General features: G+C 68.0%; 15 protein-coding genes and 1 tRNA gene. 14 read left to right on the top strand and 2 right to left on the bottom strand.

Annotation, left to right across the window (positions count from 1 at the left end):
- Nucleotides 1–8 precede the first annotated feature (8 nt).
- Together BLR90_RS05835 and BLR90_RS05840 are read right to left on the bottom strand one after the other, a co-directional pair.
- Nucleotides 9–1,028 carry an adenosine deaminase gene (locus BLR90_RS05835; protein ID WP_091023495.1) on the bottom strand — a complete coding sequence of 340 codons (1,020 nt, stop codon included), beginning with the start codon at nucleotides 1,026–1,028 and terminating at the stop codon, nucleotides 9–11.
- Nucleotides 1,029–2,264 carry a pyridoxal phosphate-dependent aminotransferase gene (locus BLR90_RS05840; protein WP_091023497.1) on the bottom strand — a complete coding sequence of 412 codons (1,236 nt, stop codon included), beginning with the start codon at nucleotides 2,262–2,264 and terminating at the stop codon, nucleotides 1,029–1,031. It abuts the gene before it with no gap.
- A gap of 175 nt (nucleotides 2,265–2,439) precedes the next feature.
- On the opposite strand from BLR90_RS05840, the gene BLR90_RS05845 reads away from it, so the two are divergent.
- From BLR90_RS05845 to BLR90_RS05910, 14 genes are all read left to right on the top strand, one after another.
- Nucleotides 2,440–2,512, top strand: a tRNA-Trp gene (locus BLR90_RS05845).
- Between the two features lie 84 nt (nucleotides 2,513–2,596).
- A complete protein-coding gene (gene secE, locus BLR90_RS05850; RefSeq protein WP_091023498.1) occupies nucleotides 2,597–2,845 on the top strand; it encodes a preprotein translocase subunit SecE in 249 nt (82 codons plus the stop codon).
- 74 nt (nucleotides 2,846–2,919) lie between these two features.
- The gene (gene nusG / locus BLR90_RS05855; protein ID WP_245715179.1) at nucleotides 2,920–3,849 is read left to right on the top strand and encodes a transcription termination/antitermination protein NusG; all 930 of its coding nucleotides are present in this window, start codon (nucleotides 2,920–2,922) and stop codon (nucleotides 3,847–3,849) included.
- Between the two features lie 147 nt (nucleotides 3,850–3,996).
- On the top strand, nucleotides 3,997–4,425 hold the full coding sequence (gene rplK / locus BLR90_RS05860) for a 50S ribosomal protein L11 (RefSeq protein ID WP_091023501.1): 429 nt from the start codon (nucleotides 3,997–3,999) through the stop codon (nucleotides 4,423–4,425).
- Between the two features lie 92 nt (nucleotides 4,426–4,517).
- Entirely contained in the window at nucleotides 4,518–5,237 is a 720-nt protein-coding gene (gene rplA, locus BLR90_RS05865; RefSeq protein WP_091023503.1) for a 50S ribosomal protein L1, read from the top strand.
- Nucleotides 5,238–5,321: 84 nt separating this feature from the next.
- On the top strand, nucleotides 5,322–6,269 hold the full coding sequence (locus BLR90_RS05870) for a D-2-hydroxyacid dehydrogenase family protein (protein ID WP_091023505.1): 948 nt from the start codon (nucleotides 5,322–5,324) through the stop codon (nucleotides 6,267–6,269).
- Between the two features lie 237 nt (nucleotides 6,270–6,506).
- Entirely contained in the window at nucleotides 6,507–7,226 is a 720-nt protein-coding gene (rplJ, locus tag BLR90_RS05875; RefSeq protein ID WP_091023507.1) for a 50S ribosomal protein L10, read from the top strand.
- 81 nt (nucleotides 7,227–7,307) lie between these two features.
- Nucleotides 7,308–7,697 (top strand): 50S ribosomal protein L7/L12, encoded by a 390-nt coding sequence (gene rplL, locus BLR90_RS05880; RefSeq protein ID WP_091023509.1) that lies wholly within the window; start codon nucleotides 7,308–7,310, stop codon nucleotides 7,695–7,697.
- A 336-nt stretch (nucleotides 7,698–8,033) separates the two neighbouring features.
- Complete coding sequence (locus BLR90_RS05885) at nucleotides 8,034–8,987, top strand: ABC transporter ATP-binding protein (protein ID WP_091023511.1); 954 nt, start codon at nucleotides 8,034–8,036, stop codon at nucleotides 8,985–8,987.
- 17 nt (nucleotides 8,988–9,004) lie between these two features.
- The gene (locus BLR90_RS05890; protein WP_091023513.1) at nucleotides 9,005–9,787 is read left to right on the top strand and encodes an MlaE family ABC transporter permease; all 783 of its coding nucleotides are present in this window, start codon (nucleotides 9,005–9,007) and stop codon (nucleotides 9,785–9,787) included.
- 4 nt (nucleotides 9,788–9,791) lie between these two features.
- On the top strand, nucleotides 9,792–10,619 hold the full coding sequence (locus BLR90_RS05895; protein ID WP_091023515.1) for an MlaE family ABC transporter permease: 828 nt from the start codon (nucleotides 9,792–9,794) through the stop codon (nucleotides 10,617–10,619).
- Nucleotides 10,620–10,623: 4 nt separating this feature from the next.
- Complete coding sequence (locus BLR90_RS05900) at nucleotides 10,624–11,907, top strand: MCE family protein (protein WP_091023517.1); 1,284 nt, start codon at nucleotides 10,624–10,626, stop codon at nucleotides 11,905–11,907.
- A complete protein-coding gene (locus tag BLR90_RS05905; protein WP_091023519.1) occupies nucleotides 11,907–12,941 on the top strand; it encodes an MCE family protein in 1,035 nt (344 codons plus the stop codon). Before BLR90_RS05900 ends, BLR90_RS05905 begins: the two co-directional genes overlap by 1 nt.
- A gap of 7 nt (nucleotides 12,942–12,948) precedes the next feature.
- Nucleotides 12,949–13,917, top strand: a complete 969-nt coding sequence (locus BLR90_RS05910) for an MCE family protein (protein ID WP_091023521.1) — start codon at nucleotides 12,949–12,951, stop codon at nucleotides 13,915–13,917.
- Nucleotides 13,918–13,922: the final 5 nt, after the last annotated feature.

Consider the following 13,922-nt stretch of genomic DNA (forward strand, 5'->3'; position numbering starts at 1 on the left):
GTCCGGGGTCAGGAGGGCGAGTCGGCGAGCCAGGCGTCGATGTCGGCGAGGGTGCGGCCGCGTACGTCGTCGGGCGCGCGTGAGGCCCGCACCGACATCCGGGCGAGCTCGGCCAGCGTCTCGTCGGTGAGGTCGTGCGCGGCGCGCATCGTCGCGTACTGGCCCGCCAGACGTGAGCCGAACAGCAACGGGTCGTCGGCGCCCAGGGCGACGGTCGCGCCGGCCTCCAGCAGGGTCGGCAGCGGCACGGAGGTCAGGTCGCTGTAGACGCCGAGAGCCACGTTGCTGACCGGGCACACCTCTAGTGCGACACCGGCCTCGACGATCCGGTCGAGCAGAGCGGGGTCCTCGGACGCGCGCACCCCGTGGCCGAGCCGATGGGCGTGGAGGGAGTCGAGGACGGCGCGGATGCTCGCGGGCCCGAGCAGCTCACCGCCGTGCGGGGCGAGCAGCAGCCCGGAGCGCTCCGCGATCGCGAAGGCGCCGGCGAAGTCGGCGGTGGTCCCGCGCCGCTCGTCGTTGGAGAGCCCGAAGCCGACCACCCCTCGACCGGCGTACTGCCCGGCCAGGCGGGCGAGCGTGCGCGCGTCGAGCGGGTGCCGGGTCCGGTTGGCGGCGATCACGACGGCCATGCCCAGGCCCGTGCGCGCGGAGGCGTCGCGCACGGCGTCCAGGACCAGGTCGGTGAACGCCGTGATCCCCCCGAACCGGGCGCCGTAGCCGCTCGGGTCGACCTGGATCTCCAGCCACCGGCCGCCGTCACGGACGTCGTCCTCGGCCGCCTCCAGCACCAGACGTCGTACGTCGGACTCGGTGCGCAGGACCGAGCGCGCGACGTCGTAGAGGCGCTGGAAGCGGAACCAGCCCTTCTCGTCCGCCGCGCTCAGCTGCGGTGGCCACTCGGCACCCAGCGAGTCGGGCAGCACGATGCCGTCGCGCTCGGCGAGCTCAAGCAGGGTCGCGTGTCGCATCGACCCCGTGAAGTGCAGGTGGAGGTGCGCCTTGGGCAGAGCGTGGAGGTCTCTCACTCAGGCGAAGAGCTTCTGCAGGCGGGTAACGCCCTCGACGAGGTCGTCGTCGCCGAGCGCGTAGGAGAGCCGCAGGTAGCCGGGCGAGCCGAACGCCTCACCGGGGACCACGGCCACCTCCGCCTTGTCGAGGATGTAGGTGGCGAGGTCGGCGGACGTCTCGATGAGCTGACCGTCGTGCTCCTTGCCCAGCAGGCCCTTCACGGACGGGTAGGCGTAGAACGCGCCCAGCGGCGTCGGGCAGATGACCCCGTCGATCTCGTTGAGCATCGCCACGATGGTCTTGCGGCGCCGGTCGAAGGCGGTCTTCATCTCGTCGACGGCCGACAGGTCGCCCTCGAGCGCGGCGATCGCGGCCCGCTGCGAGACGTTGGCGACGTTGGACGTGGCGTGCGACTGGAGGTTGGTCGCGGCCTTCACCAGGTCGGCGGGCCCGATCATCCAGCCCACCCGCCAGCCGGTCATGGCGTAGGTCTTGGCGACACCGTTGACCACGACGCAGTTGTCCTGGAGGTAGGGGCACAGGACCGGCATCGAGCCGGTGTCGACCCCGTCGTAGACGAGGTGCTCGTAGATCTCGTCGGTGAGCACCCAGAGGTTGTGCTCCTCGACCCACTCGCCGATCGCCCGGATCTCGTCGGAGGTGTAGACCGCTCCGGTGGGGTTGGACGGCGAGACGAACAGCAGCACCTTGGTGCTTTCGGTGCGCGCCGCCTCGAGCTGCTCGACGGTGACCTTGTAGTCCTGGGTCTCGTCGGCGAGCACCTCGACCGCCACGCCGCCGGCCAGCTGGATGGCCTCGGGATACGTCGTCCAGTACGGCGCCGGGACGATCACCTCGTCGCCGGGGTCGATCATGGCGGCGAACGCGGCGTAGATGGCCTGCTTGCCACCGTTGGTGACCAGCACCTGGGCCGGGGTGACCTCGAGGCCGCTGTCGCGCTTGGTCTTCGCGATGATCGCCTTCTTGAGCTCCGGCAGGCCCCCGGCGGGGGTGTAGCGGTGGTTGCGCGGGTCGCGGCAGGCCTCGGCCGCCACGTCGACGATGTAGCCGGGCGTCGCGAAGTCGGGCTCGCCGGCACCGAAGCCGATCACCGGCCGGCCCTCGGCCTTGAGCGCCTTGGCCTTGGCGTCGACCTTGAGCGTGGCCGACTCGGCGATGGCACCGATCCGGTGGGAGACCCGGCGGTCGCGCGGGTTGCTGGAGGAGGGCTGAGGTGCGGGCGCGTCTGACATGTCTGTCATCGTAGAGGCGTCGCCCACCGGGTCTCACCCGAGATACGGCGCGATCGGGCGGTGGCCCGGAGGCGTTTGGACGTGGCCTTCGGCTTCCCCGTAGACTCCACGTTTGGTGGTTTCCACATGCTTTCGCGCGCCCGCACCTCAGGTGGCGCGAGGTGGGAGCTCACGGAGGGCACTAGCTCAACTGGCAGAGCATCGGTCTCCAAAACCGAAGGTTGGGGGTTCAAGTCCCTCGTGCCCTGCAGAACCCGCATTTGCAGTGACAGGCAGCATCAGCAGCACGACAGGTCGACCTAGGCCTGCATGACGAAGGAGAGGTGAGGGCGGTGTCGGACAGCAAGGCAGTCGGCGGTTCCCGCGACAGCAAGGCCCCGAAGCGCACCAGCCTTCCGACGTTCTACCGGCAGGTCGTCGCAGAGCTGCGCAAGGTCGTCTACCCGACCCAGGAGCAGCTGATCACCTACTTCATCGTGGTGATGACGTTCGTGATCGTGATGATGGCTCTGATCGCGGCCCTCGACCTCGGGCTCGGCAAGCTCGCCTTCGCCGTGTTCACCGGCGGGGACGACATCTGACCCGGCCGTCGCAGCCGCGGCGGCAGCAGGACGAGCCAAGAGCACAACCAACGCACAAGGTGATGGAGCAACACGTGTCGGAGCAGTACGAGCAGGTCGAGACCGAGGAGACGCCGCAGGCGGCGGACGCCGAGGTGACCCCGGAGACGGACGAGGCGACCGCGCCGGATGCTGTCGAGGACGCTTCGGACGTCGAGGCGGCCGACGACGCCGACGAGGCGCCCGCGGACGACACCGACGCCGACGACGCTGTGGTCGACGACGCTGTGGCCGAGACCGACTCCGACGACTCCGACGACACCGAGGACTCCGCGGACTCCGGCGACCCCGCCGACGAGAGTGCCGACGAGAGCGCCGACGAGGACGAGGACGCCGAGGTCGACCCGCTCGAGGCCTTCCGCGAGGAGCTGTGGGCCAAGCCGGGTGACTGGTACGTGGTCCACACCTACTCCGGCATGGAGAACCGGGTGAAGTCCAACCTGGAGAACCGCATCATCTCCTTGAACATGGAGGACTACATCCACGAGATCGTGGTCCCCATCGAGGACGTCGTCGAGATCAAGAACGGCCAGCGCCGCACCCGCACCAAGCCCGCGCTCCCCGGCTACGTCCTGGTCCGCATGGACCTCACCGACGAGTCCTGGTCGGCGGTTCGCCACACCCCTTCGGTGACCGGCTTCGTCGGCCACAGCCACCAGCCCGTCCCGCTGAGCATGGCCGAGGTCGAGAACATGCTCGCGCCGAGCGTCATCGCCAAGGCCGAGGCCGAGGCCGTTGCCGCAGGCACGCCCACCAAGGGTGGCTCCACGACCGCCAAGAAGCAGATCGAGGTCGCCGACTTCGACATCTCCGACTCGGTGATGGTCGTCGACGGACCGTTCGCCACGCTGCACGCGACGATCACCGAGATCAACGCCGAGGCGCAGCGGGTCAAGGCCCTCGTCGAGATCTTCGGCCGGGAGACCCCGGTCGAGCTGAGCTTCAGCCAGATCCAGAAGGTCTGAGCAGACAGAGCAACAGCAAGCCAGACCAGCTGAGCCCGATTTCACCTTCCGCGCGATACGCGGAAGAATGGCCCGGTTGCTCAGCAACAGATCAGTGGCAGGGGGTTTCCGCCCCCGTCATGACCACACGAAGAGAAAGAACAACGAATGCCTCCCAAGAAGAAGATCGCCGCACTGGTCAAGGTGCAGCTGCAGGCCGGCGCCGCGACGCCCGCCCCGCCCGTCGGAACCGCGCTGGGCCCGCACGGCGTCAACATCATGGACTTCTGCAAGGCGTACAACGCCCAGACCGAGGCCATGCGCGGCAACGTGATCCCCGTCGAGATCACGATCTACGAGGACCGCTCCTTCACCTTCATCACGAAGACGCCTCCGGCCGCCGAGCTGATCAAGAAGGCCGCCGGCCTCAAGAAGGGCTCCGGCGTCCCGCACAAGGAGAAGGTCGGCAAGCTCACCAAGGACCAGATCCGTGAGATCGCCACGACCAAGCTCCCCGACCTCAACGCCAACGACGTCGAGGCCGCGATGAAGATCGTCGAGGGGACTGCCCGCTCCATGGGCGTCACCACCGACTGACCGCCGATCCCGGCACCACTGCACCAACCGAAATACGTGGCAGGGCCGCGCTGGCCCACGTGACCACACCTGGATAGAGAAGAGAACCAGATATGCAGCGCAGCAAGACCTACCGCGCAGCGGCCGAGAGCTTCGACAAGGACGAGCTCTACGCCCCGCTGGCCGCGATCAAGATCGCCAAGTCCGGCAGCAAGAAGAAGTTCGACGAGACCGTCGACGTCGTCATGCGCCTGGGTGTCGACCCGCGCAAGGCCGACCAGATGGTCCGCGGCACGGTCAACCTCCCCCACGGCACGGGCAAGACCGCCCGCGTCCTGGTGTTCGCCAACGGCGACAAGGCTGACGCCGCCCGCGAGGCCGGCGCCGACGTCGTCGGTGGCGACGAGCTGATCGAGAAGGTCAACGGTGGCTGGCTCGAGTTCGACGCCGTCGTCGCGACCCCCGACATGATGGGCAAGGTCGGCCGGCTCGGCCGCGTCCTCGGCCCCCGCGGCCTGATGCCCAACCCGAAGACCGGCACCGTGACGCCCGACGTCGCCAAGGCCGTCTCGGACATCAAGGGCGGCAAGATCGAGTTCCGCGTCGACCGTCACGCCAACCTGCACTTCATCATCGGCAAGGCGTCGTTCTCCGAGGCCCAGCTGGCCGAGAACTACGCCGCCGCCCTCGAAGAGGTGCTGCGTCTCAAGCCGGCCAGCTCCAAGGGCCGCTACCTGCGCAAGGTCACCGTGTCGACCACCATGGGCCCCGGCGTCCAGGTCGACCCCAACCGCGTGCGCAACGTCGCCGCGGAGGAGGAGGGCCAGGCCTGAGCGCCGCCTCTCCCACAGCCTCACCGCGAAGGCCCGTCTCCCGTCAGGGGGGCGGGCCTTCGTGCTTCTGGGAGGCTGGGCGACATGCGCTGCGTGATCCTCGACGACTACCAGCAGGTCGCGACGTCGTACGCCGACTGGTCACTGCTCGACGGGGCCGAGGTGACGTCGGTGAGCGAGCACCTGGAGGGGGAGACCCTGGTCGACGCCCTGGCCGGCGCCGCGGTCGTCATCGTGATGCGCGAGCGGACCCCGGTCACGAGTGCGCTGCTCGACCGGCTTCCGGAGCTGCGGCTGGTCGTGACCAGTGGGATGCGCAACGCCGCCATCGACCTCGACGCCTGCCGGGAGCGCGGCATCGCCGTCTGCGGTACGACGAGCCGCTCGACGCCGCCGGTCGAGCTGACCTGGGCGCTGGTCCTGGGGCTGGTGCGCCACCTGGGCGCCGAGTCCACGGCGTTCCGGGAGGGCGGTCCCTGGCAGAGCACGGTCGGCGTGGACCTGGCCGGCGCGACGCTCGGCGTGGTCGGGCTCGGCAAGATCGGGCGCCGGGTGGCCGACATCGGCAGGGCGTTCGGCATGGAGGTGCTCGGTTGGAGCCCCCACCTGACCGACGAGCGCGCGGCCGAGGCCGGCGCGCGCAGGGCGGGCAGCCTCGCGGAGCTGATGGCCGCCGCCGACGTGGTGACGCTCCACCTCGTGCTGTCCGACAGCACCCGCGGCCTGGTCGGTGCGCCCGAGCTCGCGGCCATGCGCCCGTCGGCGTACCTCGTCAACACCTCGCGCGCGGGTCTCGTCGACACCGACGCGCTGCTGGACGCTCTCCGCGCGGGCCGGATCGCGGGAGCCGGGCTCGACGTGTTCGACGAGGAACCGCTGCCGACCGACCACCCGCTGCGGTCGCTGCCCCAGGTACTCGCCACGCCCCACCTCGGCTACGTGACCGCCGCCAACTACCGGACCTACTTCGCCGAGGCGGTCGAGGACGTCGCCGCGTGGCTGGCCGGCACGCCCACCCGGCTGCTCACCTGACCCGATTTGGCGCCCGCCTCGCACCGCCGTACAGTTCGTACCTGAATCCAGAGACCGCCGGTTGTCCGGCTGCATCAGCAGCCAGACCGAAGGTGCCGCAGAGATGCGGACGGCCCGCGCAGGTGACAGAGCAAGACCCCACGGCCCGCCGTGAAGTCCACGCCCTGAGCATCTGTGCTCGGGGCGTTCGTCATTTCGACGGACCGGGCGTCGGTCTCCCAGTCCGGAAGGAGACCCATGGCGCGGGCAGACAGGGAAGCCGCCGTCGCGGAGATCGTTGACTCGTTCAACGACGCCGCTGGTGCCGTGCTGACCGAGTACCGCGGTCTCACCGTCAAGGAGCTGCAGAACCTTCGCCGCTCCCTCGGTGAGAACGCCAACTACGCCGTGGTCAAGAACACGCTGGCCAAGATCGCCGCCAACCAGGTGGGCATCTCCGGCTTCGACGACCTGCTGACCGGCCCGACCGCGATCGCCTTCATCAAGGGCGACGTCGTCGAGGCGGCCAAGGGTCTGCGTGACTTTGCCAAGGCCAACCCCACCCTGGTCATCAAGGGTGGAGTCCTGGACGGCAACATCCTCGACGCGAACGAGATCGCCAAGCTGGCCGATCTCGAGTCGCGCGAGGTGCTCCTGGGCAAGCTTGCGGGCGCGATGCTCGCTTCGCTCAGCCAGGCCGTCTACCTGCTCAACGCCCCCCTCGCCCAGGCTGCCCGGCTCGCCGGTGCACTCCAGGCGAAGGCCGAGCAGGACCCCTCGATCCTCGCAGGTGGTGCTGGCACGCCAGTCGCCGCCGAGGAGGCTCCCGCGGCAGAGGCTGACGCCCCGGCCGAGGAGGCCCCCGCTGACGAGACCGAGGCCGCTGGCGACGAGACCCCCGAGGCTGCTGACGCAGTCGAGGAGGCCCCCGTTGCCGAGGCCGAGACCTCTGAAGAGGGCGAAGCCACCGAGGCCTGATCCAGGCCCTCGGTTACCCACCACCTGAAACCAGGTCCGCCGCCAACCACGGCGGGCCACCGAATGGAAGGAACCGCCACCATGGCGAAGCTCAGCACTGACGAGCTGCTCGACGCGTTCAAGGAAATGACCCTCATCGAGCTCTCCGAGTTCGTGAAGCAGTTCGAGGAGACGTTCGGCGTCACCGCTGCTGCCCCCGTCGCGGTTGCTGCCGCCCCTGCTGCCGGCGGCGCCGGCGGTGGCGAGGAGGCCGCTGCCCAGGACGAGTTCGACGTCATCCTCGAGGCTGCCGGCGACAAGAAGATCAACGTCATCAAGGAGGTGCGCGCCCTGACCTCCCTCGGCCTGAAGGAGGCCAAGGAGCTGGTCGAGGCCGCGCCGAAGGCTGTCGTCGAGAAGGTCGACAAGGCCACCGCGGAGAAGGCCAAGGAGGCCCTCGAGGGCGCCGGGGCCACCGTCACCCTCAAGTGACCCGCCCGCTCGCCGGAGGCTGACACCAGCTCCGACGGGCACCTGTTCTGCCGCTGTGGGCGGCCACCTCGCGAGAGGTGGCCGCCCACAGCTGTGTCCGGGGACGCCGCGTTCGATCCGGCCGCCGGGAGTAGTCACCCCCACTTAGGGTTCGTGAATAAGTTTGTGCAGGTGACGTGCCGTCACGCGTTGATCTCGGAACCTGTCCCGGTCGTGACGGGGAGCACAAAGCCGCGTAACCTCGCGCCGGTAACACCGTTGTTACTGGCGAGTGCGAAGTGTGCGCCGCAACGTTCGCACGCGGCCGATGGGTCGGGTCGAGGGGAGAGAGATGACATGGGCGTAGAGATCAAGGTCGACGACCTGAGCAAGTCCTTCGGCAAGCAGCTCATCTGGGGTGACGTCTCGCTGACCATCCCGGCCGGAGAGATCTGCGTGATGCTGGGCCCCTCGGGCACCGGCAAGTCGGTCTTCCTCAAGACCCTGATCGGGCTGCTCAAGCCGGACAAGGGCTCCATCCTCATCGAGGGCACCGACATCGCGAGCTGCTCCGAGAAGGAGCTCTACGAGATCCGCAAGCTGTTCGGCGTGCTGTTCCAGGACGGCGCCATGTTCGGCTCGATGAACCTCTACGACAACGTCGCCTTCCCGCTGCGCGAGCACACCAAGAAGTCCGAGTCCGAGATCCGCGACATCGTCATGGAGAAGATGGACCTCGTCGGTCTCCTCGGTGCCGAGGACAAGCTGCCCGGTGAGATCTCCGGCGGCATGCGCAAGCGCGCGGGCCTCGCCCGTGCCCTGGTCCTCGACCCCGAGATCGTGCTCTTCGACGAGCCCGACTCCGGTCTCGACCCCGTGCGCACGTCGTTCCTCAACCAGCTGATCATCGACCTCAACGCCCAGATCGACGCGACGTTCCTGATCGTGACCCACGACGTCAACACGGCCCGCACGGTGCCCGACAACATCGGGCTGCTCTACCACCGGCACCTGGCCATGTTCGGCCCGCGCGAGATGCTGCTGTCCTCCGAGGAGCCAGTGGTCCGCCAGTTCCTCAACGCCCAGCGCGTCGGCCCCATCGGCATGTCCGAGGAGAAGGACGCCGACGAGCTCGAGGCGGAGAAGGGCCAGGAGCTGCCACCGCTTCCGCCGATCCCTCTCCAGCAGGAGCCGTCCAACGGCATCCCGCGGCGCAGCCAGCGTGAGCCCGGGGTCTGGTGCCGCGAGAACGGCATCACCCCTCCTCCTGGCTCTTTCCAGGAGAACATGAACATGACCATCGGAAGCTGACGGGGGGCACGACTCTCTTGGCATCCACTGCGACGCGGGTTCTCGCCCCCGTCGGCACCGCAGGCAAGCTCTTCGCCTTCGGTCTCGACGTCGGGCGGGCCCTCTTCAGGCGACCATTCCAGCTGCGGGAGTTCCTGCAGCAGGCCTGGTTCATCGCGTCCGTCACCATCATTCCGACGGCGCTGGTGGCCATCCCGTTCGGCGCGGTCATCGCGCTTCAGGTGGGCGGGCTGATCAAGCAGTTCGGGGCGCAGTCGTTCACGGGCTCGGCCTCGGTGCTGGCGGTGGTCCAGCAAGCAGGCCCGATCGCGACCGCCCTGCTGATCGCGGGTGCCGGTGGGTCCGCGATCGCCGCCGACCTCGGCGCGCGCAAGATCCGTGAAGAGCTCGACGCCATGATGGTGCTCGGCATCGACCCGATCCAGCGCCTGGTCGTCCCGCGGGTGCTCGCCTGCATGCTGGTCGCCTTCTTCCTCAACGGCATGGTCAGCGTCGTCGGGGTGTCGGGCGGCTACGTGTTCAACGTGATGCTCCAGGACGGCACCCCGGGCTCCTACCTCGCCAGCTTCACCGCGCTCGCCCAGCTCCCGGACCTGTGGGTCGGGCTGCTCAAGGCGATCGTCTTCGGTTTCATCGCTGCGATCGTGGCCTGCTACAAGGGCATGAACGCCGGCGGCGGCCCCAAGGGCGTCGGTGACGCGGTCAACGAGTCCGTGGTCATCACCTTCCTGATGCTCTTCGTCGTCAACTTCGTGATGAGCACCATCTACCTCCAAGTCGTCCCACCGAAGACGGGTTGACGACATGGCGAACATGAAGGCTGTCTACGAGAAGCCGTTGGGGTCGCTCAACGACCTCGGCGGTCAGCTCGCCTTCTACATCGGCGTGCTGCGTGCGGTGCCGCGCTCGATCAAGCGCTACCCCAAGGAGATCATGCGGATCCTCGCCGAGGTCACCCTCGGCTCGGGGTCGCTGGCGATCATCGGCGGCACGGTCGGCGTCATCGCAGGCATGACGTTCTTCACTGGCGCCCAGGTGGGGCTGTCGGGCTACGCCGCCCTCAACCAGCTCGGCACCGCGGCCTTCTCCGGCTTCGTCTCCGCCTACTTCAACACCCGTGAGATCGCGCCGCTGGTGGCCGGCATCGCGCTGGCCGCCACCGTGGGTTGCGGCTTCACGGCGCAGCTCGGCGCCATGCGGATCTCCGAGGAGGTCGACGCCCTCGAGGTGATGGCCATCCCCTCGATGCCGTTCCTGGTGGCGACCCGCGTCGTCGGCGGGCTGATCGCGATCGTGCCGCTCTACGTCGTCGGCCTGCTCTCGTCGTACTTCGCGAGCAGGCTGATCGTCACCCAGTTCTACGGCCAGAGCAGCGGCACCTACGACCACTACTTCAACCAGTTCCTGCCACCCGGTGACGTCTTGTGGTCCTTCGGGAAGGTCCTGGTCTTCGCTGTCGTCGTCATCCTGATCCACTGCTACCACGGCTACAACGCCTCCGGCGGTCCGGCCGGCGTCGGCGTGGCCGTGGGCCGCGCGGTCCGCACCAGCATCGTGGCCATCAACGTGATCGACCTTTTCCTGTCGATGGCCATCTGGGGCACGACCACTACCGTGAGATTGGCGGGGTGAGCTCATGAAGATCCTCAGCAACCACAAGGTCCTCGGCGTCGCCTTCCTGGTACTGCTGGTGGCTGGCGTCTACGCCACCTACAGCATCTTCACCAAGAAGTACGTCGACTACGACCGCGTCACGCTGCAGACCTCGTCGATCGGTCTCCAGCTGCCCGCGCGCGCCGACGTGAAGATCCGCGGGGTCATCGTGGGTGAGGTCCTGGAGTTCGACACGGCAGCCGACGGCGCGCAGCTGACGCTCGGGCTGTTCCCCGAGGAGGTCGACACCATCCCGGCCAACGTCACCGGGTCGATCGTGCCGAAGACGCTGTTCGGCGAGAAGTACGTCTCGCTCGTCGTTCCCGAGCAGCCCGCGGCCGACCACATCCAGACCGGTGACACCATCGAGCGCACCGAGGTCAGCATCGAGGTCGAGAAGGTCCTCGCCGACCTCTACCCCCTCCTGCGGGCGGTCCAGCCGGCCGAGATCAACCTGACCCTCAACGCCCTGGCCACCGCCCTCGAGGGACGCGGCGAGCAGATCGGCGAGAACCTCGAGACCGTTGACGGCTACCTCAAGCAGCTCAACCCGCAGATTCCCGGCCTCGTCGAGGACCTGCGCCTGACCGCCGAGGTCTCCGACATCTACAGCGACGTACTACCCGAGGTGGCGCAGATCCTGCAGGACTCGATCACCACCACCGGCACGCTGGAGGACCGCTCGGTGAAGCTCAATGCCCTGTTCAAGGACATCGCAGCCTTCTCCGAGACGGCCCGCACCTTCCTCGCCGACAACGGCGACAACATCACCCGCCTCGGCGAGGTGAGCGCAGCGCAGCTCGAGGTGCTCGCCAAGTACGCCCCGGGCTTCCCCTGCCTCACCGAGGGGATCGTCAACGCCGGCAAGCTCCAGGCCGAGGCGTTCCGCGGCTTCACCCTGCACATCGTGCTCGAGACGCTGCCCCGCCAGCCTCGCGGCTACAACCCGCAGGACAAGCCGCGCACCGACACCGACCGCGGGCCGACCTGCCTCCACCTGCCCAACCCGCCGTGGAGCCAGTCCAACCCCGTGCGCCACCAGCCCGACTTCAACGACGGCGTCGACGAGCCCACCGGCAAGGGCACGTCGAGGGTCTCGCCCTTCTACGACTTTGACGGGGCAGGCGAGCCCGGAAGCGCTGAGGAGTCCGCCTTGCTCAAGGAGCTGATGAGCCGGGGTTTCGGCGTCTCCGCCAGCGAAGTCTCCGACCTGAGCGTCCTGCTCGTGGCGCCCATGGCGCGTGGAGCTGAGGTGAGCCTCCGCTGATGGCTATCTTGGACAAGCGCACCGCCAGCGACATGGTGAAGCTGATCATCTTCATCGTGATCACGACGCTGCTCACCGGCGTGCTCATCGTGACGATCGGCAACCTCTCGTTCGGCGCGACCCGCGTCTACAAGGCGGAGTTCGTCGACGCCACTGGAGTGGTTCAGGGCGACGACGTCCGCATCGCCGGGGTGAAGGTCGGCTCCGTCAAGGACATCGAGATCATCGACCGCAACCGCGCGCTGATCAGCTTCGACGTGGTGGAGAGCACGCTGCTCAACGAGTCGACCCACGCCTCGATCCGCTACCGCAACCTCGTGGGCCAGCGTTACATCTCGCTCACCCAGGAGATCGGCGAGTCCGAGGAGCTGGAGGAGGGTGACACCATCCCGGCGTCGCAGACCTCCCCGGCGCTCGACCTGACGGTGCTCTTCAATGGGTTCAAGCCACTCTTCCAAGCACTCTCGCCCGACGACATCAACAAGCTGTCCTACGAGATCGTCCAGGTGTTCCAGGGCGAGGGTGGCACCCTCGAGAGCCTCCTGGGGCACACCGCCTCGATCACAACCACCCTCGCGCAGCGAGACGAGGTCATCGGCGACCTGATCGTCAACCTCAACCAGGTGCTCGACCACCTGGCCGACCGCGACGACCAGCTCAGTGACCTGATCACGAGCTTCCGGACATTCGTGTCCGGTCTCAACGACGACCGCGAGGCGATCCTGTCCTCGCTCGACCAGATCTCCGCCTTGTCGGTGCAGACCGCCGGACTGGTCAAGGGCATCCGCCCGCCGTTCGTCGAGGACATCAAGCAGCTGCGCCGGTTCGCGACCAACGTGGCGAGGAACAAGGGCGAGCTCGACCGGGCGCTCCAGGTGCTGCCGATCAAGCTCAACAAGGTCGGGCGCACCGCCATCTACGGCTCCTGGTTCAACTTCTACCTGTGCAACTTCCAAGGCAAGGTCAAGCTGCCCGGCAACATCACCGTGCCGGTCAACTACAACACTGCCGCCGCAAGGTGTGATCTGGGGTGAACCACCGATGAGCAAGCCCTTCCGTGAGCGCAACCCCGTGGTCATCGGGGTGGCCAGCCTGACTGTCCTCGTCCTGATGCTCCTGGCCGCGTTCAAGGCCCAGGACCTCCCGCTGATCGGCGGGGGCGACACCTACTACGCGTCGTTCACCGAGGCCGGTGGCATGAAGGCCAACGACGAGGTCCGCATCGCCGGCGTCCGCGTCGGCAAGGTCGAGAAGGTCGAGCTCGAAGGCGACCACGTGCGGGTGACCTTCCGGGTCAAGACCGACTCCCCGTTCGGTGACGAGACGCATGCCGCGATCAAGGTCAAGACGCTGCTCGGTGCGATGTACCTCGCCTTGGAGCCGGCCGGTGACGGTCAGCTCGACGAGGGCAGCGAGATCCCGATCGAGCGCACCTCCTCGCCGTTCGACGCCGTCGACGCGTTCTCCGGCCTGGCGGAGACATCCTCCGAGATCGATACCGACCAGCTGGCCAAGTCGATGACGACGCTCGCCGACCTGTCGCGCAACACGCCCGAGGAGTTCCGCTCCGCGCTCAGCGGCGTCTCCGCCCTCTCGCGCAACATCGCGGCTCGCGACGAGCAGATCAACTCCCTGTTGGGCAACCTCGACCGCGTCTCCAAGGTTCTCGACGAGCGCGACCAGGACATCATCGGGCTCATGAAGGACTCCGACGTCCTTTTCCGCGCGCTGGTTGCCCGACGCCAGGCCGTCCACAACCTGCTGGTCTCGACCACGACGCTGTCCACCGAGCTCACCGCGCTGGTGCGCCAGTCCCGGGCCGATCTGAAGCCGGCGCTGCTCAAGCTGGAAGAGGTCCTGGACGTCCTGAACAAGAACGAGGACAACATCGACAACAGCCTCCGGCTGATGGCGCCGTTCTACCGCGTGTTCGCCAACACGCTCGGCAACGGGCCCTGGTTCGACACCTACATCCAGAACATGCCTCCTGCTGGGAGCCCCGAGCTGTGAACGCC

It is taken from the genome of Nocardioides szechwanensis, from assembly GCF_900103935.1.
Taxonomy (GTDB): domain Bacteria; phylum Actinomycetota; class Actinomycetes; order Propionibacteriales; family Nocardioidaceae; genus Nocardioides; species Nocardioides szechwanensis.